16 protein-coding genes are annotated in these 26,059 nt (G+C 71.9%); 11 read left to right on the forward strand and 5 right to left on the reverse strand.

The window, feature by feature from the left end; all coding sequences use genetic code 11:
• The first annotated feature begins 5 nt into the window (after window positions 1-5).
• Together guaB and ACIPJI_RS07325 are read left to right on the forward strand one after the other, a co-directional pair.
• On the forward strand, window positions 6-1,505 hold the full coding sequence (guaB, locus tag ACIPJI_RS07320; RefSeq protein ID WP_402244949.1) for an IMP dehydrogenase: 1,500 nt from the start codon (window positions 6-8) through the stop codon (window positions 1,503-1,505).
• A 109-nt stretch (window positions 1,506-1,614) separates the two neighbouring features.
• A complete protein-coding gene (locus ACIPJI_RS07325) occupies window positions 1,615-2,739 on the forward strand; it encodes a GuaB3 family IMP dehydrogenase-related protein (RefSeq protein ID WP_307707827.1) in 1,125 nt (374 codons plus the stop codon).
• Window positions 2,740-2,809: 70 nt separating this feature from the next.
• Here ACIPJI_RS07325 and ACIPJI_RS07330 read toward each other — a convergent pair whose 3' ends face one another.
• Both ACIPJI_RS07330 and ACIPJI_RS07335 read right to left on the reverse strand, forming a co-directional pair.
• On the reverse strand, window positions 2,810-3,289 hold the full coding sequence (locus ACIPJI_RS07330) for a hypothetical protein (protein ID WP_356620580.1): 480 nt from the start codon (window positions 3,287-3,289) through the stop codon (window positions 2,810-2,812).
• Between the two features lie 133 nt (window positions 3,290-3,422).
• Window positions 3,423-4,646: a nucleotide sugar dehydrogenase gene (locus tag ACIPJI_RS07335; RefSeq protein WP_307707829.1), complete on the reverse strand. Its 1,224-nt coding sequence runs from the start codon at window positions 4,644-4,646 to the stop codon at window positions 3,423-3,425.
• 271 nt (window positions 4,647-4,917) lie between these two features.
• Here ACIPJI_RS07335 and ACIPJI_RS07340 point away from each other — a divergent pair, with 271 nt between their 5' ends.
• The 6 genes from ACIPJI_RS07340 (at window position 4,918) to ACIPJI_RS07365 (ending at window position 18,225) form a co-directional block, all read left to right on the forward strand.
• A complete protein-coding gene (locus ACIPJI_RS07340) occupies window positions 4,918-6,624 on the forward strand; it encodes a glycerol-3-phosphate dehydrogenase/oxidase (RefSeq protein WP_307707830.1) in 1,707 nt (568 codons plus the stop codon).
• Between the two features lie 296 nt (window positions 6,625-6,920).
• Window positions 6,921-9,440 carry a protein kinase gene (locus ACIPJI_RS07345; protein ID WP_402244952.1) on the forward strand — a complete coding sequence of 840 codons (2,520 nt, stop codon included), beginning with the start codon at window positions 6,921-6,923 and terminating at the stop codon, window positions 9,438-9,440.
• A gap of 126 nt (window positions 9,441-9,566) precedes the next feature.
• A complete protein-coding gene (locus tag ACIPJI_RS07350) occupies window positions 9,567-12,764 on the forward strand; it encodes a protein kinase (protein WP_402244954.1) in 3,198 nt (1,065 codons plus the stop codon).
• A gap of 113 nt (window positions 12,765-12,877) precedes the next feature.
• The gene (locus tag ACIPJI_RS07355) at window positions 12,878-14,464 is read left to right on the forward strand and encodes a serine/threonine-protein kinase (RefSeq protein ID WP_402244956.1); all 1,587 of its coding nucleotides are present in this window, start codon (window positions 12,878-12,880) and stop codon (window positions 14,462-14,464) included.
• A 178-nt stretch (window positions 14,465-14,642) separates the two neighbouring features.
• On the forward strand, window positions 14,643-16,259 hold the full coding sequence (locus ACIPJI_RS07360; protein ID WP_307707834.1) for a succinic semialdehyde dehydrogenase: 1,617 nt from the start codon (window positions 14,643-14,645) through the stop codon (window positions 16,257-16,259).
• A 43-nt stretch (window positions 16,260-16,302) separates the two neighbouring features.
• Window positions 16,303-18,225, forward strand: coding sequence for a GMC oxidoreductase (locus ACIPJI_RS07365; protein ID WP_402244958.1), 1,923 nt, complete (start codon window positions 16,303-16,305; stop codon window positions 18,223-18,225).
• Window positions 18,226-18,316: 91 nt separating this feature from the next.
• On the opposite strand, the gene ACIPJI_RS07370 is transcribed toward ACIPJI_RS07365, so the two are convergent.
• Both ACIPJI_RS07370 and ACIPJI_RS07375 read right to left on the reverse strand, forming a co-directional pair.
• Window positions 18,317-19,354 (reverse strand): LAETG motif-containing sortase-dependent surface protein, encoded by a 1,038-nt coding sequence (locus tag ACIPJI_RS07370; protein ID WP_356620587.1) that lies wholly within the window; start codon window positions 19,352-19,354, stop codon window positions 18,317-18,319.
• Window positions 19,355-20,171: 817 nt separating this feature from the next.
• Window positions 20,172-20,459: a chorismate mutase gene (locus ACIPJI_RS07375; RefSeq protein WP_208545425.1), complete on the reverse strand. Its 288-nt coding sequence runs from the start codon at window positions 20,457-20,459 to the stop codon at window positions 20,172-20,174.
• Between the two features lie 311 nt (window positions 20,460-20,770).
• Between ACIPJI_RS07375 and guaA the strand changes: the two genes are divergently transcribed.
• From guaA to ACIPJI_RS07390, 3 genes are all read left to right on the forward strand, one after another.
• Window positions 20,771-22,366, forward strand: a complete 1,596-nt coding sequence (gene guaA / locus ACIPJI_RS07380; RefSeq protein WP_307707838.1) for a glutamine-hydrolyzing GMP synthase — start codon at window positions 20,771-20,773, stop codon at window positions 22,364-22,366.
• Window positions 22,367-22,577: 211 nt separating this feature from the next.
• Window positions 22,578-23,843 (forward strand): hypothetical protein, encoded by a 1,266-nt coding sequence (locus tag ACIPJI_RS07385; protein WP_402244960.1) that lies wholly within the window; start codon window positions 22,578-22,580, stop codon window positions 23,841-23,843.
• A 131-nt stretch (window positions 23,844-23,974) separates the two neighbouring features.
• Complete coding sequence (locus ACIPJI_RS07390; RefSeq protein ID WP_356620589.1) at window positions 23,975-24,493, forward strand: DoxX family membrane protein; 519 nt, start codon at window positions 23,975-23,977, stop codon at window positions 24,491-24,493.
• 216 nt (window positions 24,494-24,709) lie between these two features.
• Here the strand turns inward: ACIPJI_RS07390 and ACIPJI_RS07395 are convergent, their stop codons facing one another.
• Window positions 24,710-25,987, reverse strand: a complete 1,278-nt coding sequence (locus ACIPJI_RS07395) for a PspC domain-containing protein (protein WP_402244961.1) — start codon at window positions 25,985-25,987, stop codon at window positions 24,710-24,712.
• Between the last annotated feature and the right edge of the window lie 72 nt (window positions 25,988-26,059).

A 26,059-nucleotide genomic window follows, 5' to 3' on the forward strand; every position in this document is an offset into this window, starting at 1 on the left:
GTGTCATGACCAACGTCGACGGAGTGCCCGAGAAATTCGCGACACTCGGGCTGACCTACGACGATGTGCTTCTGCTGCCTGGTGCGTCGGAAGTGCTTCCTAACGCAGTCGACACCTCGTCCCGTGTCTCCAGGAACGTCCGGGTGAACATCCCGCTGCTCTCGGCGGCGATGGACAAGGTCACCGAGTCCCGCATGGCGATCGCGATGGCGCGCCAGGGCGGCGTGGGTGTGCTGCACCGCAATCTGTCCATCGAGGACCAGGTGAACCAGGTCGACCTGGTGAAGCGTTCCGAGTCCGGCATGGTGACCGACCCGATCACGGTCCACCCGGACGCCACGCTCGCCGAGGCCGACGCCCTGTGCGCCAAGTTCCGCATCAGCGGTGTGCCGGTGACCGACGCCGCGGGCAAGCTGCTCGGCATCGTCACCAACCGTGACATGGCCTTCGAGACGGTCCGCACGCGTCAAGTGCGCGAGGTCATGACCCCGATGCCGCTGGTCACGGGCAAGGTCGGCATCTCGGGCGTCGACGCCATGGAGCTGCTGCGTCGCCACAAGATCGAGAAGCTTCCGCTGGTCGACGACGCCGGCATCCTCAAGGGCCTGATCACGGTCAAGGACTTCGTCAAGGCCGAGCAGTACCCGAACGCGGCGAAGGACGCCGAGGGCCGTCTGCTCGTCGGCGCGGCCGTCGGTGCGAGCCCGGAGGCGCTGGAGCGGGCCCAGGCGCTGGCCGGGGCGGGCGTGGACTTCCTGATCGTCGACACCTCGCACGGACACAACAGCAACGCCCTCAACTGGATGGCGAAGATCAAGTCGAGCGTCGACGTCGACGTCATCGGCGGCAACGTGGCGACGCGCGACGGCGCCCAGGCCCTGATCGACGCGGGTGTGGACGGCGTCAAGGTCGGCGTCGGACCCGGTTCCATCTGCACCACCCGTGTGGTCGCCGGCATCGGTGTCCCGCAGGTCACCGCGATCTACGAGGCGGCGCTGGCCTGCCGCGCCGCGGGCGTCCCGGTGATCGGCGACGGCGGCCTGCAGTACTCGGGAGACATCGGCAAGGCGCTCGCCGCCGGTGCCGACACGGTGATGCTGGGCAGCCTTCTCGCGGGCTGCGAGGAGTCCCCCGGCGAACTGCTCTTCATCAACGGCAAGCAGTTCAAGTCGTACCGGGGCATGGGCTCGCTCGGTGCGATGCAGTCCCGCGGCCAGGGCCGTTCGTATTCCAAGGACCGCTACTTCCAGGCGGAGGTGGCCTCCGACGACAAGCTCGTCCCCGAGGGCATCGAGGGCCAGGTGCCCTACCGCGGTCCGCTCGCGGCCGTGCTGCACCAGCTGGTCGGTGGCCTGCGTCAGACCATGGGCTACGTCGGAGCGGCCTCCGTCGACGAGATGGAGAGCAAGGGCCGGTTCGTGCGGATCACCTCGGCGGGGCTCAAGGAGAGCCACCCGCACGACATCCAGATGACGGTCGAGGCGCCGAACTACAGCAGGAAGTAGTCCCGCACATGACAGGGGGCGGTCCCGGGGTTGCCGGGGCCGCCCTTCATGTGTGCGTCGGGGATACTGGTAGGGCCCAGGCGCAGATGCAGAAGGAAAGGCCACACACGTGACTGAGATCGAGATCGGGCGCGGCAAGCGCGGCCGCCGGGCGTACGCGTTCGATGACATCGCCGTCGTACCGAGCCGGCGCACGCGGGACCCGAAGGAGGTCTCGATCGCCTGGCAGATCGACGCCTACCGCTTCGAGCTGCCCTTCCTGGCCGCTCCGATGGACTCCGTGGTCTCCCCGCAGACCGCCATCCGCATCGGCGAGATGGGCGGCCTGGGCGTTCTGAACCTCGAGGGCCTGTGGACCCGCTACGACGACCCGCAGCCGCTGCTCGACGAGATCGCCGAGATGGACGAGGCCAACGCCACCCGTCGGCTCCAGGAGATCTACTCCGCCCCCATCAGGGAGGAGCTGATCGGCCAGCGCATCAAGGAGGTGCGCGACGCCGGAGTCGTGACTGCCGCCGCGCTCTCCCCGCAGCGCACCGCGCAGTTCTCGAAGGCCGTGGTGGACGCGGGTGTCGACATCTTCGTCATCCGCGGTACGACGGTCTCCGCCGAGCACGTCTCCGGCGCCGCTGAGCCGCTGAACCTGAAGCAGTTCATCTACGAGCTCGACGTGCCGGTCATCGTCGGCGGCTGCGCCACGTACACGGCCGCGCTGCACCTCATGCGTACCGGCGCGGCGGGCGTCCTCGTCGGCTTCGGCGGCGGAGCCGCGCACACCACCCGTAACGTGCTGGGCATCCAGGTGCCGATGGCGACCGCCGTCGCGGACGTCGCCGCGGCCCGCCGGGACTACATGGACGAGTCGGGCGGCCGGTACGTCCACGTCATCGCGGACGGCGGCGTCGGCTGGTCCGGCGACCTGCCGAAGGCGATCGCCTGCGGTGCCGACGCCGTGATGATCGGCTCCCCGCTGGCCCGCGCGACCGACGCGCCGGGCAAGGGCCGCCACTGGGGCATGGAGGCCGTCCACGAGGACGTGCCGCGCGGCAAGCTGGTGGACCTGGGCATCGTGGGCACGACCGAGGAGGTCCTCACCGGTCCCTCGCACAGCCCCGACGGTTCGATGAACTTCTTCGGCGCGCTGCGCAGGGCGATGGCCACGACGGGCTACAGCGAGCTCAAGGAGTTCCAGCGTGTCGAGGTGACGGTGGCGGACTCGCAGCACAGCCGCTGACCTGCTGTTCGCACACATGGGAAGGGCCCGGCACCTCGGTGCCGGGCCCTTCCCATGTGCCGCGTGCGCGTCAGGCGTTGGCCTTCTTGGCGCCGGCGAACGCGGTGACGGCGGCGATGGCGAGGAAGACGTACGTCATGCCCTCCGCGGCCTCCTTCCACACCGACGTCAGGTCGCCGAAGTGCTGGAAGAAGATCTCGCCGAACGAGCTGCCCATGTCGCTGAGGATCAGCGCGATGCCGACCAGCTGGCCCAGGTACACGGCACCGACGCCGAGCACGGCGCTCACGACGGCCAGCACGGGGCTCGGGCCGCCGGCCTTGGCCGCGGCGAAACCGATGAGGAAGCCGACGGCGACGGCCGCGTAGCCGACCTCGGCGTCGATGGCCTTGGCGAGGGCGCCGTAGATTCCCGCGGTGACCAGCGCTGTCACGATGGCGGCGACAATGCCGAGGCCCAGGTTGTTGCGGACCGGGGCCGGCGGCGGCGCGGGTGCGAACTGGTCGCCACCGGCGAACGGGTTGCCGGACGGCGGGACGGGCTGACTCATGGTGGATTCCCCCTGGGATCAACGGCATCGCACGAGCGTGCGAGCGGCGGTCCCGGAGACTAGCAGTCCGGTACGACGGAACGGCACTCGGTTATGGGACCGTTGCACGGCCGTACCGGAGTCTGAAAAGGCGTCAGAGTCGGTGTGCCGCCCCGGCCGGAGTCGCCCCCCTTGTGTCGAGAAGGAGTTGGGCCTTGACCGCCAGGCCCTGGAGGTCGTACGTGCGGTGGTGCTGGACGAGGACCGTCAGATCCGCCGCGGCGGCCGCCTCGTAGAGGGAGTCGGCGCGGGGGACGGGAACCTGGTCCATGCGCCAGTCGGGGACGTAGGGGTCGTGGTAGCTCACGGACGCGCCCAGGTCGGTCAGACGGCGGGCGATCTCGGTGGCCGGCGAGCCCTGCTGGTCGGCGAGGTCCGGCTTGTAGGTGACGCCGAGGAGCAGGACGCGGGCGCCACGGGCCGACTTGCCGTGTTCGTTGAGGAGGGTGGCGCAGCGGCGGACCACGTACTGCGGCATCCGTGAGTTGATCTCCTGCGCGAGGCCCACCATGCGCAGCGGGCGGCAGGGGGTGGGGCCGGGGTCGAGGGGGACGCCGTGGCCGCCGACGCCGGGGCCCGGGCGGAAGGCCTGGAAGCCGAAGGGCTTGGTCTCCGCGCAGCGGATGACGTCCCAGAGGTCGATGCCGAGGTCGTGGCAGAGCACGGCCATCTCGTTGACGAGGGCGATGTTGACGTGCCGGAAGTTCGTCTCGAGGACCTTGACCGTCTCGGCCTCGCGCAGACCGCGGGCGCGGACCACCTTGTCGGTCAGACGGGCGTAGAAGGCGGCCGCGGACTCCGTGCAGGCGGGGGTGAGGCCGCCGATGACCTTCGGTGTGTTGGCGTAGCCGTGCGTGCGGCGGCCGGGGTCGGTGCGGCTGGGGGAGTAGGCCAGGTGGAAGTCCCGGCCGGCCCGCAGGCCGGAGCCCTCTTCGAGGAGCGGACGGAGGAAGCCCTCCGTGGTGCCGGGCTCGACCGCCGATTCCAGCAGGACGGTGGTGTGCGGCCGCAGCCGGGACGCGAGCGCCCGCGCGGCGTCGGCGAGCGGGGTCAGGTCCAGTGTGCCGTCCGCGCCCATGGGCGTGGGCGCACAGATGACGGCGGTGCGTACGCGGCCGAGTTCGGCCGCGTCGGTGACGGTGCGGAAGCCGCCGGAGAGCATGCGCCGGATGTCGGCGGGCGTCACTCCGGCGGCGGGCTCCGCGAGCTGGCGGGGGTCGGGGTCGTAGCCGATGGTTTCGATGCCTGACGCCACGGCGGCCTGGGCGAGCGGCAGACCGAGGTGTCCGAGTCCGATGACGGCGAGATCTGCGGGCATGGCTGTGGCCGTCCTTCCCGTAGCCGAAGGGGACAGTGAGCGCAAACCCTGTGGGCGGAACGGGCAGGCGCAATGTCAGACTAGGCGTAAATATGACCGTTCTGCCGGATTGTGGGCTCCTGGTCGAGCGAGTGTTATCCACAGGCGGTGGCTGAAGTCGGCGAGTACGGACAGAATCGACGGTGTGAGTCCGACTTTGTGAGTCCGGCATTGCGGGTTCGACGTTGTGAGACCGACCGCAGGAAATACACGGGGGCGACGGGAGGCAACAGTGAGGACAGCGACACTGGGACCCGCGGAGCGCGCCGAAGCGCTCGCCGGGATGGCCGAGCGCGAACTGGACGTGCTGGTGGTGGGTGCCGGCGTGGTCGGAGCGGGCACCGCGCTCGACGCCGCGACACGAGGACTGTCGACCGGGCTGGTGGAGGCGCGCGACTGGGCTTCCGGCACCTCGAGCCGGTCGAGCAAGCTGATCCACGGCGGACTGCGCTATCTGGAAATGCTCGACTTCGCCCTGGTGAGGGAGGCCCTCAAGGAACGCGGTCTGCTGCTCGAGCGGCTCGCCCCGCACCTGGTCAAGCCGGTGCCGTTCCTCTATCCGCTCCAGCACAAAGGATGGGAGCGGCTGTACGCGGGCTCCGGTGTCGCGCTGTACGACGCGATGTCGGTGTCCTCGGGGCACGGGCGGGGGCTGCCCGTCCACCGGCACCTCTCCCGCCGGCGCGCCCTGCGGGTCGCCCCCGCGCTGAAGAAGGACGCCCTCGTCGGCGCCCTGCAGTACTACGACGCCCAGATGGACGACGCCCGCTTCGTGACGACTCTGGTGCGGACCGCCGCGAGCTACGGCGCCCAAGTCGCCAGCCGGGCGCGGGTGGTCGGCTTCCTGCGGGAGGGCGAGCGGGTCGTCGGAGCACGGGTGCTCGACGTCGAGGGGGGCGGTGAGTACGAGATCCGGGCACGCCAGATCGTCAATGCCACCGGGGTGTGGACGGACGACACGCAGGCGCTGATCGGGGAGCGCGGGCAGTTCCATGTGCGCGCCTCCAAGGGCATCCACCTCGTGGTGCCGAAGGACCGCATCCACTCCACGACCGGGCTGATCCTGCGCACGGAGAAGTCCGTGCTGTTCGTCATCCCCTGGGGACGGCACTGGATCGTGGGCACCACAGACACCGGCTGGGACCTCGACAAGGCGCACCCCGCCGCCTCCAGCGCCGACATCGACTATCTGCTGGAGCACGTCAATTCGGTGCTCGCCGTGCCGCTCACCCGGGACGACGTGGAGGGGGTCTACGCCGGGCTGCGGCCCCTGCTCGCCGGCGAGTCGGACGCCACCAGCAAGCTGTCGCGCGAGCACACGGTGGCGCATCCCGTACCCGGGCTCGTCGTCGTGGCCGGCGGCAAGTACACGACGTACCGGGTGATGGCCAAGGACGCCGTGGACGCGGCGGTGCACGGCCTCGACCAGCGGGTGGCCGCCTGCGTCACGGAGGACACGCCGCTGCTCGGCGCCGAGGGGTACCGCGCCCTCTGGAACGCCAGGGCGAGGATCGCCGAGCGGACAGGTCTTCATGTGGTGCGCATCGAGCACCTGTTGAACCGCTACGGCGCCATGGCGGAGGAACTGCTCGCCCTCATCGCCGAGGACCAGACGCTCGGCGATCCCCTGGGCGGCGCGGACGACTATCTGCGGGCCGAGATCGTCTACGCCGCGTCGCACGAGGGCGCTCGCCATCTCGACGACGTGCTGACCCGGCGCACCCGTATCTCGATCGAGACCTTCGACCGGGGGACCCGCAGCGCACGCGAGTGCGCCGAGTTGATGGCCCCGGTACTGGGCTGGGAGAAGGCGCAGATCGAGAAGGAGATCGAGCACTACGAGAAGAGGGTGGAGGCGGAACGGGAGTCGCAGCGGCAGCCTGACGACCAGACGGCGGACGCGGCGCGGCTGGGCGCGCCGGAGATCGTGCCGCTCTGATCCGGTCCTGATCCGGTCAGGCCGTCCCTGATTGCCCGTCGGCCGGGGAAATCCGGCCCGCTGCGGGGGTGGTTACGGAATCCGTACACGCCCCCGACCAGCGCGGGGGTGGGCTTCACTCCATGTGGTGGCATGGTGGGTGGCGTATTCGGGTGTGCCTGGTACGCCACTGGGTGGACCCGGACGACGTACCGGTCCTGGGGTGAGGGACAATGGGCGCTCTGCCAGGGCGGGTTACCGCATCGCGCGGAAAGCGGCAGGCGCGGGGCGAAGATCAGGGATCGCAGAGGGGACGCATGTCGGAGGCTGAGCAGTCGCGGAAGCCCCAGCGGGGGGCCGGCTTCGCCGGCGAGGATGCGGACTCTGCCGCGGGCGCGGGGGCCGGTTCCGCCGGTGGGGGCGAAGGTTCTGCCGCCGGCGCGGCGGACCCGAAGACGGCCGAAGCGGACGCGGCCCCTGACCTCCAGGACGCCGTCCCGGAGGTCAAGGACGCCGTCCCTGAGGACAAGGCCGAGGACGGCGACGTCACAGCGGGCGCCGCGGACACGGATGTTTCCGGCGCGGGCGAGGCCGATGAGGGCGACGTGGCAGCGGGCGGTGCCTCTGCCGAGGCGGAAGACGCCCACAAGCCCGGTCGCGGCGCGGGGAGCCCGGCCGTGACGGCTGCTCAGGACGACGCGCAGAAGGACGCGCAGGGCGATGCCCGGGGTGATGCCCCCGCGGACACGAAGCCTGCCGCCGCCGAGGACGCGAAGCCCCTGTCCATCACGAAGGCCGGGACGCGCCCCGCGGAGCCGGCGAACACGCCGGCCGTGAAGGCTGCCACCGGTGTGAGCGCCGGCAGGTCCGCCGCGTCGCCCGCCGACGGCGACAGGAGCGCGGGCTCGCAGGCCGCCGCGGCGAAGTCCGCCCCGGCGGACCGGGCCGACCGTGCCCAGGGCGCGGGTGCGCCGGTTCCCAAGGGGCGCGGCGCCACCGGTTCCGAGGGCCGCCTGCTCGCCGGGCGTTACCGTCTCGGCGGCGTCCTTGGGCGCGGCGGCATGGGCACGGTGTGGCGCGCGGTCGACGAGACCCTCGGCCGTACCGTCGCCGTCAAGGAACTCCGCTTCCCGGGCAGCGTCGACGACGACGAGAAGCGCCGGCTCATCACACGCACCCTGCGCGAGGCCAAGGCGATCGCCCGCATCCGCAACAACAGCGCCGTGACCGTCTACGACGTCGTCGACGAGGACGACCGCCCGTGGATCGTCATGGAGCTCGTCGAGGGCAAGTCCCTGGCCGAGGTCGTAAGGGAGGACGGCGTCCTCACGCCCCGCCGGGCGGCCGAGGTCGGTCTGGCGATCCTCGACGTGCTGCGCTCCGCGCACCGCGAGGGCATCCTGCACCGTGACGTGAAGCCGTCCAACGTGCTCATCGGCCGTGACGGCCGCGTCGTGCTCACCGACTTCGGTATCGCGCAGGTCGAGGGCGACCCGTCGATCACCTCGACCGGCATGCTCGTCGGCGCGCCGTCGTACATCTCGCCCGAACGCGCCCGCGGCCACAAGCCCGGTCCGGCGGCCGACCTCTGGTCGCTCGGCGGCCTGCTCTACGCGAGCGTCGAGGGCTGCCCGCCCTACGACAAGGGCTCGGCGATCGCGACGCTGACCGCCGTGATGACCGAGCCGCTCGACCCGCCGAAGAACGCGGGCCCGCTGGAGGAGGTCATCTACGGCCTGCTCGCCAAGGACCCCGCCCAGCGGCTGGACGACGCCGGCGCCCGCGCCCTGCTCACCCAGGTGGTGAACGCGCCCGAGGCGCCGGTACTCCCCGCGGAGCCCGAGCCGTCGCCCGAGGCGACCCGCGCCATCCGGCTGCCGTCCGTGCCTCCCGTCCCCCCGGCCGTGCCGAAGGACCCTGCCGCCGACCGGGTTCGTGGCGCGCTGCGTTCCGTGCGCAACGCGGCCGCCGCCGTGAAGGCGGAGTCGAAGCCGCAGCCCGCGCCTGGCGGACCCGCCCGGCGGGCCGCACCGGTGCGCGCCCCGCTCACCGACGTGGTGCCCCGCCGCACCCTGGTGATCATCGCGGTCGTGGCCCTGCTCGCCGTGCTGTCCACCGTGCTGGTCTTCGCCCTCGGTGACGACGACCCCGGGAACCGGAGCAAGGGCAAGGACGAGACCGCGGCTTCGGCCGGCTCCACCGCCGGTGGCGGAGAGGACAAGGCGACCGAGGGCGCCGACGCGAGTCCCGACAACGGCGACGACACCGGCAAGGACGACGGCAAGGAAGAGGACGGCGGGCAGGGCGGCAGCACCGGCAGCCCGGACGGCCCGCCGTCGGGCGACCCCAAGGGCGACGACTCCGCGGGCGGCGACACGCTGCCCGCCGGGTACGTGATGGTCTCCAACGACCGCTGGCACTTCACCATGGCCATGCCCGCGAACTTCAAGCTCACCGGTGTGGCCGGCCAGAACTCGGGCGGCAAGTTCAGCGTCGACGGTGGAGTCCCGCGTGTCCAGGTCGACTTCAACAACAGCCCCAAGGACGACGCGGCGGCCGCATGGGCTGCGGCGGTCGCCGGTGTCAGCGCTACGAGCAACGGCTACAAGCACCTCGGGATAGGGACGGTCGAGTACAACGGCTATCCGACCGTCGCGGACTGGCAGTTCGAGCGCAACGAGAACGGCCAGCGGGTACGTATCCTGAACAGGGGCTTCAAGGTCGACGCCAGGCGCGGCTACTCGATCATGATCACGTGCAAGGCGAGCGAGTGGCGCAGCGAGGAGTGCGAGACGCTGCGCAAGACGGCGTTCGCCACGTTCAGCCCCAAGGACTGACCCAGGACACGTATCGTGAGAACCCGCGGACGGTACGCAGCGACAAGAGGCCGGTGAGCGACCGGATGTGACGGCTTCTTGCGTTGTTTCTGTACCGGCCGGGGACAGCGCGCTCGGGGAGGCGTCGTGGACGACTATGCGGGAAGGGTGCTCGCCGACCGCTACCGCCTGCCGTTGCCGCCGTCCGACGAGTACGAATTCGCGGAGACCCGCGCGTTCGACACCTACAGCGGCCATGAAGTCCTGGTGCGGCAGATTCCGTTGCCGGAGATCGTCGACGCCGAGGTGCTCGACGCCGACGACCTCGCCGGCGCGGCGGTGCCGCGGCAAACCCACGGCGGCAGGGGCGGCGGCACGACACGGCGCCCCACGGACCCGGCGGTCCGGCGGGCGGTCGAGGCGGCACAGGCCGCCGCGCAGATCCCCGACCACCCACGACTGGACCAGGTCTTCGACGTCTTCGCCGAGGACGGCTCGTTGTGGATAGTGAGCGAACGGGTCGCGGCCCGGCCGCTGGCGGCGCTGCTCGCGGAGAAGCCGCTCACCCCGTACCGGGCGGCGGAGATCGCCTCCGACGTCCTGACCGCCCTGCGCGTCCTGCACGCCCACGGCTGGACGCACCGGAACATCACGGTGCGCACGGTGCTCGTCTGCGAGGACGGACGTGTGGTCCTCACCGGACTGGCGTCCGGCGCCGCGGAGGAGGCGCTGTGCGGTTACGCGCCGGTACCGGAGCCGGACCCGGACCCGGACACCGACGACGTGGCAGAGCCGGACGAGTTGCCGGGGCCAGGGCCCGGGCCGCGACTCGGCGCCGGTGACGCCCCCGCCCTGGGACACGAGGTCGAGGCCGCGCCCGGCCGTCCCGTCCTGCCGCAGCAGAGCGGCCCGTCCACCGGTGTCCCGGACGTGCGCGCCGCCCGTGCCGGGGCGATCGCTGCCTACCGCGCCGGGGCCCGAGCCGGGGCGCGGTCGGGCGAGAGCCGGCGCCAGGACGAGGAGACCGACGCCCGTGACCGCCTGGAGCAGGACGGCCTCGACCCCGACTGGTGGGCCCGCCGCCCCGACGAGGGACGCCGTGGTCTGCTCGGGCTCGGCGGCGTCCGGGACGAGGACGACGACGACTTCGAGGACCTGGGACTCGGCCTGCTCGGCGTGCCGCCGCGCGACGCGGAGGCCCACGGCCGTGAGGAGTGGCAGGAGGACCGCTACGACGCGGACCGGTACGAAGACCCGTACGGCGAACGCCGGGACGAGGACCGCTACGGCGCGGATCGTCATGAGGACCGCTACGGCGCGGGCCGGTACGAGGACCCGTACGGCGAACGCCGGTACGAAGACCCGTACGGCGCGGAACGTGACGAGGGCCCGTCCCGGGACGGCGGTGACCGGGGCCGGTTCGGCAGTGGCCGGCACGAGGAGCGTCACGGCGAAGGCACCTACGACCGGGGCCGGGACGGAGAGGGGCCGTCGCACGAGGGCCCCGGTCGGGTCCGGCTGACCGGCACCTGGCACGACGCGCCGTTCGCCGGCCGGGAGGGCACCGGTTCGCTGCCCGCCGGAGGCGGCGGCCCTCGGGGCATCGTCGGGCGCCCCGCGCTGCCGGGCCCGCGCCCGGACGACCCGTACCGCGACGACCCCTACGGCGTGCGCAGGGCGGGCGCGGAACCCGGCCGTGGCGTTCAGCCCGCCCGTCCCGCGCTGCCCGTCGCACGGGCGGACAGCGGCCCGGGCGGTGGTGGCCGGCCGGCCGGCGGACAGCGCCCCGCCCTCCCCGCGGCGCGGACGGACAGCACGGCAGGCGGCAGTTGGCACCGCGGCGGTGACGCGCTGCGCGCCGACGCACAGCGCCACCCCGCGGCCACGGACGGCGCGGCGGCCCCCGGCCGCTGGGACGAGGTCGTCGCCGGTGGCGGCTCCGCCCCGTACCGAGGTCCCGCGACACCGCTGGCCGCGGAGCGGGCACGCCAGGCACGGATCACCGTGGTCGGTGCCGTGACGGAACGGTGGGCGCCCGAGCAGGCGGGCCCGGTCCACGAGAACTGGCAGCTGGCCGCGCCCGTGGGCCCGGCGACCGACCTGTGGGCGCTGGGGGCGCTGCTGTACCGGGCCGTCCAAGGGCACGCCCCCTACCCGGAGGAGAGCGCCGCCGAACTCGTCCAGCTCGTGTGCTCGGAGCCGCCCGCCTTCGCGGAGGAGTGCGGCGCGCTGCGGCCGGTCGTCGAGTCGCTGCTGCGTCAGGACCCCACGGAGCGCCCCGACTTCGAGGAGCTGCGGGGCTGGCTGCGTTCCCTCGTCCGTTCGGCGCCGGAGCCCGAGGCCGGGACGGACGTCGTTCCGCTGCCGGCCGGCGCGGTCGACGGGTCGCGGCTGCCGATCGTCCGCCGCCGGGGCGAGCTCGTCCGCAGGCGCCGCGGAGGCGGCCCGGACGCGCACGGCCGCCACCGCCACAAGAAGACCAAGGGCCGGGACAGAGCGGGAGGAAGGGCCGGGGGCGACGAAGGGCGCGGGGAGCGGCCCGTCGCCCGGATCCAGCCGCCCAGGCGTGCCTACGAGGAGCCGTACGAGAGTTCCTACGACACGTCGTACCCGCGGTCCTACCAGGCCGCGGGTCGTAAGCCGCGCGCGCTCGGCCGCACGCTTGTGCTGCTGATCCTGCTCGCCCTGGTGGCCGCGATCACGTACGCGGTGCTGTTCATGCCGAAGGCGGACGACGCGCAGCGGTCGCCGCAGGGCAGGGAGACGGGCGTACAGCCGTCGCAGCAGGATCCGAGCCCCGGCCGTACGGGCGCGGGCACCGACCCGGAGCCGGCGCCCACCGGCACGCCCGGGTCCCAGCAGCCGCAGACCTCCGCCCCGGCCGGTGAACTTCCCGAGGGATATGTGCTCCAAGACGACCCGGAGGGCTTCCGGATCGCCGTCGACCGGACGTGGCAGCGCCGGCCGATCAACGATGCCGGACAAGTCCGCTACACCGGCGGCGATTTCACGCTCATCGTCGTGCCCGGCCGGGACACCGTCCAGGCGAACGGCGACGACCCGCTGGTCTATCAGCGGGACAAGGAGCCGGAGCTCCAGCCCTTCCGCGACTCCTCATGGGCGAGCGCCACCGGGCTGCGCCGTATCGACGTCGGCCGACAGGCCATGGCCGAGGGCCAGTTCACCTGGCAGGACAGCAACGGCCGCGAGGTGTACGTGCGTAACCTCGCGCTCGCCGTCGACGGCACCTACCACGTCGTCCAGGTGATCGGACCGGAAGCACAGCGTGACAAAGTGACCGAGGTCTTCGAGCAGGCCACGGCGAGTTACCGTTCCGCCCGCTGAGTGCGCGGGCGCGTACGGAACGCGCATCACAGTGCGGTCACTTGAGGCGTCCGATGTTCCGTGGTCGTACATCCCCTCCGTAACCTGTCATTCCAAGGAACGGGGCGGGGTACGTGGAACACACTCACAGCACAGGCACCGGTCTGCTGCTCGCCGGGCGTTACCGGCTGGGCGAGACCATCGGCCGTGGCGGTATGGGCAAGGTATGGCGCGCCCATGACGAGGTGCTCCACCGGGTGGTGGCGGTCAAGGAGTTGACGGCGGGGCTCTACGTGTCGGAGGCCGACCGGGCCGTCCTGCACGCCCGCACCCAGAAGGAGGCCCGTGCGGCCGCGCGCATCAGCCATCCCGGCGTCGTCACCGTGCACGACGTGCTGGAGCACGACGCACGGCCCTGGATCGTCATGCAGTACGTCGACGGCCCCTCCCTCGCGGACGCGGTGAAGGAGCCGGGGCGGATCGACGAGACGGAGGCGGCCCGGATCGGGCTGCACATCCTGCGGGCGCTGGGCGCCGCGCACGCCGCCGGGGTGCTCCACCGGGACATCAAGCCGGCCAACGTCCTGCTGGCCAAGGACGGCCGGGCGCTGATCACCGACTTCGGGATCGCGGCCATCGAGGGCGACTCGACGATCACCAGGACGGGCGAGATCGTCGGTTCGATCGACTACCTCGCGCCGGAACGGGTCCGCGGCCACGATCCCGGACCCGCCTCCGACCTGTGGTCGCTGGGCGCGACGCTGTACACGGCGGTGGAGGGACGGTCGCCGTTCCGGCGGTCCTCGCCGCTGTCGACCATGCAGGCCGTGGTCGACGAGGAGCCGCCTGCCCCGGTGCGGGCGGGAAGGCTCACGCCGGTGATCCTGGCGCTGCTGCGCAAGGATCCGTCGCATCGGCCGTCCGCGGCCGAGGCGGAGCGGATGCTGACGGACGCCATGGAGGGCCGTGGCCCCGTGGAGACGGGGCGTACGCGGGTGCCCACGCAGCGGCTGCCGCAGCCGGGCCCCGCGGTGGACCGCTCCCGCACCGTCCCGGCGCCCGGGCCCTCACAGGCGCCCGCCCGTCGCGGCGGGCGGGTACGCACGGCGGTGATCGCCGTCGTACTGGCGGCCGTGCTGGGCGGCGCCGCGGGCCTCGCGATGCAGTACGCGAACGAGGGCGCGGGCGGCCGTACGGGAGAGTCCGCGGCCGGAGGCCCCGGCACGGGCGGCGCCGAGAGCGCCGCACCGGGAGACGCCTCCGGGCTTCCCGAGGGCTGGCGACGGGTCGACGACGTGGAAGGCTTCAGCCTCTGGGTGCCCGACGGCTGGCGGCGTCAGGCGGACGGCAACCAGATCGACTACACCCCGGACAACGGCCGCCACCGCATCCGCATCAGCATCGACCCGGCGCCCGACCACGAGAACCCGTACATGCACATGCTCGACATGCAGAAGAGCCTGAAGAAGCGCCTGCCCGAGTACCGCAGGGTGCAACTTCACCCGAACACCTTCCGGGACCGGACGCAGTCCGCGATCTGGGAGTTCACCTGGACGGAGAGCAAGGAACATCCCGGACCCCGGCGGGCGATCGACCAGATGTACTACGAGGACGACGGCACCGAATACGCCCTCTACATGTCCGGCCCCGCACACGACTGGGTGACGACCCGCGAGCAGTTCGACACCATGCTGCGGGGATGGCGGCCCCCGGCGCCGTGAACCGGGCCGCGGGACTCCCCGAGGCGGCCGGGAAAGTTGCCGGACGTGCCTGCGGGCCGATGAATAGGGCCTGATCAGGGGTTATGTGCCAGTGATCGCTGGCGCGGTCGTGTGTGCATGGTGAAAAGGTGTTACCGACGGGTACCCAAAGTGCTGCTCTGCGCCTACTCTCGCCCCCATGACGGACTCGCAGGCCACCACGGCCGCCCTCGGCACCAACCCGACAGCCGCCGCTCCGGCCGGCGCGCGCACCGCCGCGGACGTGGTGACCCCCGACCTGGTCGCCCGACTGACCAAGTCGGTGGCCGGCTCCGGCCGCACGGCCAACCACGCGCCGTTCACCGGTGAGCAGCTGGCCGAACTCCCCGAGTCCACCCCCGAGGACGTGGCCACGGCCTTCGAGCGGGCACGCGCCGCCCAGCCCGCATGGGCCGCTACCCCGGTCCGTGCCCGCGCGGCCGTCCTGCTGCGCTTCCACGACCTGGTCCTTCAGCGCCAGGCGGAGGTCCTGGACCTGATCCAGCTGGAGACCGGCAAGGCCCGCCTGCACGCCCACGAGGAGGTGCAGGCCGTCGCCGTCGCCGCCCGCCACTACGGACGCAAGGCGCCCTCGTACCTGAAGGCCAAGCGGCACACCGGTGTCGTCCCCGTCCTGACGAAGACGACCGAACTGCGCCATCCACGCGGTGTCGTGGGGCAGATCGCGCCGTGGAACTACCCGCTGGAGCTGTCCGTCGGTGACGCGCTGCCCGCCTTCGTCACCGGCAACGCCGTCGTGATGAAGCCCGACACCGAGACGGCGCTCACCGCCCTGTGGGCGCGCGACCTGCTCATCGAGGCGGGGCTGCCGGCCGAGGTCTTCCAGGTCGTCATCGGCGACGGTCCCGTCGTCGGCCCGGAGGTCGTCAAGCACGCCGACTACGTGTCGTTCACCGGCTCCACCCGCACCGGCCGCGAGGTGGCACAGGGCGCCGCCGCCCGCCTCATCGGCGTCTCCCTCGAACTCGGCGGCAAGAACGCCATGCTGGTCCTGCACGACGCCGACGTGGAGAAGGCCGCGGCCGGAGCGGTGCGCGCCTGCTTCTCCTCCGCCGGCCAGTTGTGCATATCCATCGAGCGGCTGTACGTGCACGAGTCCGTCGCCGACGACTTCCTCGAGCGGTTCGCCGCGCGGACCAAGGCCATGCGGCTCGGCAACTCCCTCGCCTACGGGGCCGACATGGGCTCCCTCGTCGGCGAGCGCCAGCTCGAGACCGTCACCCGCCATGTCGAGGAGGCCGTCGCCAAGGGCGCCAGGCTCCTCGCCGGCGGTGTCGCCCGCCCCGACATCGGCCCGCTCTTCTACGAGCCCACCATCCTCGACGGCGTCGAGGCACCGATGGCCGTGTGCACGGAGGAGACCTTCGGCCCGGTGGTCTCCGTGTACCGCTTCACCGACGAGGACGACGTCATCGCCCAGGCCAATGCCACCCCGTACGGCCTCAACTCGAGCGTCTGGACCAAGGACGCCCGGCGCGGACACGCCGTCGCCGCCAAGCTGCGCACCGGCACCGTCAACATCAACGAGGGCTACGCGCCGGCGTACGGCAGTGTCCAGTCCCCGATGGGCGGCATGAAGGACTCCGGACTCAGCCGCCGCCACGGCTCCGAGGGCATCCTCAAGTACACGGAGGCGCAGACCGTTTCCCAGCAGCGTCTGCTGCCGCTCGCACCGTCGTTCGGCATGGACGACGAGAAGTACGCGGCCTTCATGAGCGTCAGCCTCAAGGCGATGAAAGCCCTCCGTCTGCGCTGACCGCGACCCGCACCCGCACGCCCGCACCTTCATGAGGAGAGCCATGTCCGAGGTATCCCCTGCCCGAAACCGGGCCGCGGACGACGACACGCAGTACGACTACGACGTGATCGTCGTCGGCTCCGGCTTCGGCGGCTCCGTGTCCGCGCTCCGACTGACCGAGAAGGGCTACCGGGTCGGCGTCCTGGAGGCGGGCCGTCGCTTCACCCGCGAGTCCCTGCCCAAGAACTCCTGGGACCTGCGCAACTACCTCTGGGCGCCGGCCCTGGGCCTCTTCGGTATCCAGCGCATCCACCTGCTCGGCAACGTGATGGTGCTCGCGGGGGCAGGCGTGGGCGGCGGCTCCCTCAACTACGCGAACACGCTCTACGTGCCGCCCGCGCCGTTCTTCAACGACCCGCAGTGGAAGGACATCACGGACTGGCAGGAGGAGCTGAAGCCCTACTACGACCAGGCCCGGCGCATGCTCGGCGTGCGGCTCAACCCGACGATGACCCCTTCCGACGTCCATCTGAAGGCGACCGCGGAGGCGATGGGCGTCGGCGACAGCTTCCACATGGCCCCCGTCGGAGTGTTCTTCGGGGACGGCGACGACGCCGACGGCACCGTGCGGGCCAGGCCCGGCCAAGAGGTGGCCGACCCCTACTTCGGCGGCGCCGGTCCCTCCCGCAGGGCGTGCAGCGAGTGCGGCGAGTGCATGACGGGCTGCCGGCACGGAGCGAAGAACACGCTCAACGAGAACTACCTGTACCTCGCGGAGAAGGCGGGCGCCACCGTGCACCCGATGACGTCCGTGGTGGCCGTCACGGAGGACTCCCTGGGCGGTTTCGCGATCAAGACCCTGCCCAGCGACAACAGGCGCAAGGGGAAGGGCCGTACGTTCACGGCCCGCCGCGTCGTCATCGCCGCCGGGACGTACGGGACGCAGACCCTGCTGCACCGGATGAAGGACGGCGGACTGCTGCCGCGTCTGTCCGCACGGCTCGGCGAGCTGACCCGCACCAACTCGGAGGCGCTCGTCGGCGCCCAGACCGACAACCGGCGCTACCGCAAGCGGCACGGCGCGGAGCGGGTCGACTTCACCCGTGGCGTCGCCATCACGTCCTCGATCCATCCGGACGAGAACACCCACATCGAGCCCGTGCGCTACGGCAGAGGGTCGAACGCGATGGGCGGCATGACCGTCCTTCAGGTGCCGTACCGGGTGAAGGGCCGGGTCGCCGGCTGGCTCGGCAACATGGTCAGGCACCCGTTGCTCGCGGTCCGCGCCCTGTCCAACCGGCGCTGGTCGGAGCGGACCATCATCGGCCTGGTCATGCAGTCGCTCGACAACTCGCTGACGACGTACCGCAAGCCGAAGGGGATCGGCAAGGGGCTGCTCACCGCCCGCCAGGGCCACGGCGCACCCAACCCGAACCAGATTCCTGAGGCGACCCGCGCGGCGTCCCTGCTCGCGGAGGAGATCAACGGCTTCGCGGGCTCCAACATCGGCGAAGTGATGGGCACCCCGCTCACCGCGCACTTCCTCGGCGGCTGCCCGATCGGCGCCACGGCGGCGGACGGCGTCATCGACCCGTACCACCGGCTGTACGGCCACCCGGGCATCTCCGTCGTGGACGGCTCCGCGGTGTCGGCGAACCTGGGCGTCAACCCGTCGCTGACCATCACGGCCCAGGCGGAGCGGGCGATGTCGTTCTGGCCGAACAAGGGCGAGGAGGACCCGCGCCCGGCCCAGGGCCGCGCGTACGAGCGCCTGGCCCCGGTCGCGCCCAAGGCCCCGGCCGTACCGGCGGACGCCTTCGGCGCGCTGAAGCTGCCGTTCCTCGGCATGCCGGCCCTCCCGCCGAAGAAGACGGCAAAGGCGGTGGCCGAGCAGGCTGCGGCTACCGAGAAGGCGGCCGAGGTCATGGCCGAGAAGGCTGCGAGCGCCGAGAAGACGGCTCTGCCCAAGCCCCAGGAGGCCTGACCGCCCCTCGGCGCTCCGCACGCACGAAGGCCGCTGCACCCCCCTCCGAGTGCAGCGGCCTTGGTGGCTCTGTGCGCCTGAGCTTCAGGCGTTACGCGGTGGCGTCACCACGGCGGCGCTTCATCGCGAAGACGACACCGGCGCCGGCGAGGATCGCGACACCGCCGACCGCGCCGATGACCGGCAGGGTCGAGTCGGAGCCGGTCTCGGCGAGGTTGCCGGTGACCGGGAGCTCCTTCACGTCACCCTGGGGCTTGGTGTCGGGGCCCTTGTCCTTGCCCTCACCGTCACCCGGCTTGGCCTCACCGGGGTTCGGGTTCGGGGAGCCCGGCTTCAGGACGGTGAAGTCGGCGTACACGCCGGCGTTCTCCGCGATGCACTCCTGGCCGTCGACGTCGCCCAGGTATCCGCCGGAGCCGAACGAGTAGCTTTCGGCGGCCGGAGCGGTCTTGGCCACGTTGATGCGGAGGTCGATCTTCACGAAGTCCTTGGACTTCATGGTCTCGACGCCCCAGAAGTAGTCACCGGCCCACTCCGAGTCGCCGATCCGCTCCCACTGGTCGGTGCCCGGGAGACGGAACTGCAGCTCGACGTGCTTGCTGAGCCACTTGTCCTCGTCGAGCTGGTCGTTCTCGACCTCGGCGTAGAAGGCGACCTCCTTGAGGTCGGCCTTGGAGTTGTTCGTGACCGTGAGGTTGAACTCCTCCCAGCCGCTGCCGGCCACGATCTGGCCGGGCAGGCCGCTGATCTTGAGGCCGAGCGCCTTCTCCTCGAAGTCCTCGTCGAGCTCCTCGCAGTACGGCGGAACCGGGACCTCCGGGTCCTCGGTCGGAGCGGAGTCGGAGGGCGACGGCGCGGGGGAGGTGGTCTGCGACTCACTGGGAGCCGGGGAGGTGGTCTCGGACTCCGACGGCGCGGGCGACGTCGTCTCCGACTCGCTCGGAGCCGGGGACGTGGTCTCCGACTCCGACGGCGCCGGGGACGTGGTCTCCGACTCGCTGGGAGACGGGGACGTGCTCTCGGAGGCCGAGGGGGTCGGGGTCGCGAACGCGGCCGGCGCCGCCAGGAAAGTGGCAGGGGCGATGACAGCGGTCGCGGCGGCGACGGCCATGGCACGGCGAAGCTTCATTGAGTCCTCAGTGAAGTCCGGGTACCGCCGGACGCGGTACGAAGGCTGGTTGTGACCCCCGGCACCGCGATGGGTGCGAACAACTGAGGTCCTTGTTACGCATGCATGACCTGTGACCAGGGTGATTGGTTGCACGCCGACTCACGGAATCTTTATGTGACCTGCGCCACAGGCGTGACCATGGCCGGAACGAGAGGGATTTGTGATGCCCCGCGGTGCCACGGACGGCACTCGCCGGCCTGGTCGCCGTGGTTGCCCTCCGCGGGTGGCGTGCTCGTTCGTGGCGGCCCGTCGGCGCCGCTGCGTAGCGCCGACACACTGAGAAAGGGCCCCGTGGACGTCATGTCCGCGGGGCCCTTCCGGTCGGCACCGGCGACAGGGAAGCACCGGTGCCTGGTCGCGGGGCCGGGGGCGCCCCGCGTCGAGGGGAGAGGGGCGCGAGAGGGCGCGCCGGGTGGGTCGGCCTCGGTCACGTGGTCGCGCGGAGAGGGACGTGCTCGTGTCGCGTCGTGCGGGACGGGACGACGGGCCTGTGCGACCGTCGGAACCGGATGCGGCCGGCGCCGGGCGTCCCCGGAGCCGACCGCTTGGGGTGACCGGGCTGCTGTCCCCTGCCGACCGGTCACGCGCGCTGGTGCGAGGTCCCACGACGTACCTGCAGTACGTCACACGCACCAGCGGAGCCACGCGTGGTTTTCTTTCGAGGCCGCCCCTGGCTGGCACGGACAACGGGACCAACGAAGACCGGCAGGGCGCGTCACGCGCCGTACGGGTGAGGATGCGCCCGAACGCAGATACGCAGGAGTACCCGGGGCGGTCAGATCCGGCCCCGGCACAGCTCCAGCATCGTCATCGCGATCGACGTGCCCGGCTTGCCCAGCGCGTCCCTGTAGTGCCCCAGCACCTCCATCTCGCGAGCCAGGTTCACCCGGCGGCCACCGGAGGCGATCCGGGCGTCCTGGATGACGGCGGAGACGGCCATCCGTTCCTGGATCAGGCCGATGATCCGGTCGTCGAGCGCGTCGATGCGCTCACGCGCTCCGGTGATCACCGTGGCGGCCGTCTCGGTGCGGGCGCCGGTCTTCTCGGTCTCGGTGACGGACATCTCATGGGCTCCTCGGGTATCGGTGGGGCCCCGGATCGGCACGGCCCGGAAATGCACAAGCGCCCCGGGCCTTGTCGGCCCGGGGCGCCTGGGAAGTCGCTGTCTGAAGCTAGGCAGCACGACCATGGCAGCCGGACGGGCCGGTGCCATAGGTAAAGACGAAGGTCAGCTGCTTCTGCATGCGGCCAGTATGGACCCGGCCCGGCCGCGCCGGGCAAACCGGGTTCGGATGGTGAGACGAAATGGGATCTCCGGCGCGCCGGTAGAATCGACATAGCAGACCCTCTCTCCCCGCCGGAAGGCCGCCACCAGTGCCAGCAGCACCCTCCGCCGCCGCCGACCACTCCAACCCGGACGTAGTCCTCGTTGTCGACTTCGGTGCCCAGTACGCCCAGCTCATCGCCCGCCGCGTCCGTGAGGCCCGGGTCTACAGCGAGATCGTCCCGTCCACCATGCCGGTGGCAGAGATGCTGGCCAAGAACCCGAGGGCGATCATCCTCTCCGGCGGCCCCTCCTCGGTCTACGCGGAGGGCGCCCCGCGCCTGGACCGCGCGATCTTCGAGGCCGGGGTCCCCGTCTTCGGCATGTGCTACGGCTTCCAGCTGATGGCGACGACGCTCGGCGGCACCGTCGACAACACCGGCGCGCGGGAGTACGGCCGCACGCCCCTGCATGTCTCCAAGAGCGGCTCGACGCTCTTCGAGGGCACGCCGGACGAGCAGTCGGTGTGGATGTCGCACGGTGACGCCTGCTCCGCCGCTCCCGAGGGCTTCACGGTCACCGCGTCCACCGACGTGGTGCCGGTCGCCGCCTTCGAGAACGACGAGAAGAAGCTGTACGGCGTGCAGCACCACCCCGAGGTGATGCACTCCACCTACGGCCAGCAGGTCCTCGAGCACTTCCTCTACCGGGGCGCCGGCATCGAGCCGAACTGGACCACGGGCAACGTCATCGAGGAGCAGGTCGAGGCCATCCGCGCGCAGGTCGGCACCAAGCGCGCGATCTGCGGTCTGTCCGGCGGTGTGGACTCCGCGGTCGCCGCGGCGCTCGTGCAGAAGGCGATCGGCTCGCAGCTCACCTGCGTGTACGTCGACCACGGTCTGATGCGCAAGGGCGAGACGGAGCAGGTCGAGAAGGACTTCGTCGCCGCAACCGGCGTCCAGCTGAAGGTCGTCGACGCGGCGGACCGTTTCCTCAAGGCGCTGGCCGGGGTCTCCGACCCCGAGGAGAAGCGCAAGATCATCGGGCGCGAGTTCATCCGGGTCTTCGAGCAGGCACAGGCCGAGATCGTGGCCGAGGCCGCCGGCGGCGAGGACGTCGCCTTCCTCGTCCAGGGCACGCTCTACCCGGACGTCGTCGAGTCCGGCGGCGGCACCGGCACCGCCAACATCAAGTCGCACCACAATGTGGGCGGTCTGCCGGAGGACCTCGAGTTCGAGCTCGTCGAGCCGCTGCGCAAGCTGTTCAAGGACGAGGTCCGCATGGTCGGCCAGGAGCTCGGCCTGCCGGACGAGATCGTCCAGCGTCAGCCGTTCCCGGGACCGGGTCTGGGCATCCGTATCGTCGGCGAGGTCACGCGTGAGCGGCTCGACCTGCTCCGCGAGGCCGACGCGATCGCCCGCGAGGAGCTCACGGCGGCCGGTCTCGACCGCGACATCTGGCAGTGCCCCGTGGTGCTGCTCGCCGATGTCCGCAGCGTCGGCGTCCAGGGCGACGGCCGCACCTACGGCCACCCGATCGTGCTGCGCCCGGTCTCGTCCGAGGACGCCATGACGGCGGACTGGACGCGGATGCCGTACGAGGTGCTGGCGAAGATCTCGACGCGGATCACCAACGAGGTCGCGGACGTGAACCGCGTGGTCCTGGACGTGACGAGCAAGCCGCCGGGCACCATCGAGTGGGAGTGACCTCTCCCCGGACTCACCGCCGACGCCGTCGCTCATTCGTCCGAGCGGCGGCGTCGTCGTTCCGGCCGTCGACCGAAGAGGGGGCGTCGACCGAAGAGGGGGCGTCAACACGGTGATGCCGTGATTCACCCGGCCTGGCCTCGGCCATCGGGGTGGCGGCGGCTTGCGTGCGGCACAATCCCCATGCATCACAAGGCGGTTGTTCTTACTGATGCGTGAGAGGTGGCGTTCGGTCGTGGCGGTGCAGGAAGCGGGACGGTGCGACGAGTGCGTGCACGGCGCGCGTGAGAGCCACCGGCGTGCGGTGGCCGAATTCGTCGGCCTGCGCGAGGGGTTCGCAGCCGGCCAGGGACTGCCCGCGGGCGTGGCCCACTCGCCCGGCGCCTCGCGCCAGTGGGTGTCGGACGAGCTGACCCAGGCCGCCCGTACGGTCTGTGACCGGGGCCGGGAGGCGGACGGCTCCCGGCTGCGCCGGCTCAGGCTGCGCTCGCTGGTCGCCGTGTGGGCCTGCTTCGGTCTCCTCGCCACCGTCCAGCTGGTGACCGCCATGGGCGCCGGCTGGACCGGCGCCCGTACGGCGGGACTGCTCGCCGCGCTGGCCGTCGCCGGTGCTCTCACCGCCGGGGCCCACGCCCACCGGGCGCGCGGTGGGCTCCTCGCGCCGCTGGCCGGGGAGGACAACCGGCTCTCCACCTCACGTTCCGTCGCCACCGCCTGGGTGCTGGCCGTCTGCTACGCGGTGCTGGTCCTCGCGCTGCAGCAGGCATGGTCCTCCGCACCCGCCGACCACGACCGCCTCGCCGGCGGCCTCGCCCTCGGCCGGGGCGCCGCCCTGCTGACCGTCCTCGCCCTGGTCTGCGCGGTCGCCGTGCTGGTGCGCCGGGTCGTCGCCGTGCGCGTCCACGGCCAGCGGCTGCAGAAGGTTCCGGCCGACCGGCCCCACCCCCGCGACCTCGTCTGCGACGACGACGGCCGCGCCGCCTTCGCCGATGTGCAGTACGTGCTGGTGAGTGCCGCCTCCCTGACGTACACGCTGGTGCAGCTCGGGCGTGGCCCGGGGCAGTTGCCGGAGCTGCCGTGGGGCGCCGTCCTGCTGATGGCCGTCTCCGCGGCGACGTACCTGGCGGCCAAGTACGCGGAGGGCGGCAGGCCCGTGGTGATGTCGGTGGTGCGAGCACGGGAGGCCGGTGACCTGGACGGACCCATCCGTACCGGCGACGACATCGAGCTCCGCGGTTCCGGCTTCGTGCCGCCGGGAGCGGGCGCACCCGACCGGCTGGCCCGCCTGGTCGTCCGCATCGGGGCCGTGCATGTGCACGTCCCGCTGATCCCCGTGCCCGGCGGGTTCGCCAACCCGACGGACACGGTGCTCACCGTGCCGGTGCCGGCGGAGGTCGAGCCCGGGCAGGTCGATGTGCAGGTGGTGACGGCCGCCGGCGTGGAGAGCAACCGCTGCCTGATCGAAGTCACCTACTGACCCCGGCCCTCGCTCCTCTCCCGTGTGTCACAGGACCCGTGCGTCACAAGGTCCGTGACTAGTCTGGTGAGCGGCGCGGCCGCGCCGTACGTATGGTCGGGCGACGGGTCGACTGAAGGCGGGGACCAGCGATGACACACACTCATCGGGCGACGGCGGACCATGGGGAGCTCGACGACGGACGGCGCGGATTCAGGGAGCGGGCCGGCCGGTACGCCCTGCTGCCGCTGCGTGTCTTCCTCGGCGTGACGTTCATCTACGCGGGCATCGACAAACTCACCGACAGCGCGTTCATGTCGGCGACCGGCACCGGCTCGATCGGCGAGATGATGAACGCCGTGCGCGACTCGTCCGCCGTGCCGGCGCTCGTCGATCTGGCGCTGAAGAACCCGGAGGGCTTCGGCTACGCCATCGCCCTCGGTGAAGTGGCCGTCGGTATCGGCACCCTGATCGGGCTGCTGGCGCGGCTCGCCGCCCTCGGCGGGGCGCTGATCTCGCTGAGCCTCTGGCTGACGGTCAGCTGGCAGACGGACCCGTACTACTACGGCAACGACCTCGCCTACCTGATGGCCTGGCTGCCGCTGGTGCTCGCGGGCGCCTCCCTGTTCTCCCTCGACGCGCTGATCGCGGCCCGGCGCCGCACCCCGTAGTGCACGGCGGCCACGACGCCCGCCACGAAGAAGCCGCCGAGGACCACGGGGAACGCCACCCACCAGGGTGTGTGCCAGGCGCCGCCCGCGTCGCCGCCGTAGAGCAGCGCCGTTGAAAGTACGCACAGCCCCGCGACGAATCTCGCGGGGCGAAAGCCGTGCCACCACTCGCGACGGGACCCGCCCTCCCCGTGACGCACGGCTCCATGACCGGACTCATGACGCTGCACGGGTCACCTCCACCTGTCCGATGCCCACTTCCAGCTTCAGTTCCAGCGTGCCCGCCGGCTCCGCCCCGGCGGGCGGCGGCAGCGTGCGCCGGCGGTCCTGGCTCGGGCCGACGTCGATGTCGTTCGGGGTGTCCCCGGGGAGCCGGACGTCGCCGACGCCCACCTCGGCGTCCAGCTTCACCGTCGCGTCCTTCGGCAGCACGACCTTGAGCTGCCCCGCCCCGATCTCGGCCCGTGTCGACACCGCCTCACCCGCGGGGACGGAGAGCGTGGACAGGTCGAGGGTGCCGACCCCGGTGCCCAGTTCGTAGAGCGGCTCGACGGCGGTGACCGACGCCGGCCGCCAGTGCTGCTCGCCCCAGCTCGTGCCGATGTCCTTCGGCAGCGCCGAGGCGCCGGCGAGCAGCCCGGCCGTCACCAGAGTCAACAGGATCGTGCCGAAGCCCGTACGGCCCAGCAGGGCGCTGACCAGCAGGCCGAGCCCGAACACCGACAGCGCGGCCACCAGCCCGATCTGCAGCGCGGTGCCCAGGGGTTGCCCCTCCCAGCTCAGTCCCGTCCCCAGCCCGCCCGCGACGAGTGCCAGGAGGAACACCGCGCCGCCGATTCCCCGCGGACCGCGGTTCTGCGGCGGCACCTGCCCCCGTCCGCCCCGGCCGTGCGGCGCCGAGGCCTCCGCCACCGCCGAGTCGGGGCCCCACAGATAGCCGGTCGGCACCGGGCCGGTCGTGCCGTCCTTGACGATCGGGTCGCGCCACCAGGACGGGCTCTCCGGCACCGGCGGGGCCTTGGTCTCCGGCGGCGCCTCCGCGACCGTGTGCGCCGTCGCGGTGTCCATCGGTGCGCCCTCGGTCGTGGCGAGCCGGCGGCGCTGGGACCACACGGCCGCTCCGGTGACCGCCAGCGACAGCAGCGCGGCGAAGGAGAGCGCGCTGTCGTTGCCCAGCATGGAGAGGAAGATCCCGCAGCCGATCAGGGCGAGGAGCACGGCGGTCAGCGACGCGCCGTCGACCCGGCCCGACAGCAGCCGGCGGAACTCGTTCTCCTCGTCGTCCTCTGAGGGGACCAGCAGCCAGGCGAAGCCGTAGAAGATCAGCCCGATTCCGCCGGTCACCGAGAGCACGCCGACCGCGATCCGGAAGATCACCGGGTCCACGTCGCAGTAGCGGCCCAGTCCGCCGCACACACCGGCCACCACCTTGTGGTGCGGGGAGCGGCGCAGCTGGGGTGCCTCCGGGGGCGGGACGGTCGGCTGCGCTGTCATGGGTCCATGGTGACGGGCCGGGGGGTGGGGCGGGAGCCGTGGCGACCCTGGCCGTTCCCTGATTTCCGTCCC

The organism is Streptomyces sp. NPDC086835, from assembly GCF_044745705.1.
GTDB lineage: Bacteria > Actinomycetota > Actinomycetes > Streptomycetales > Streptomycetaceae > Streptomyces.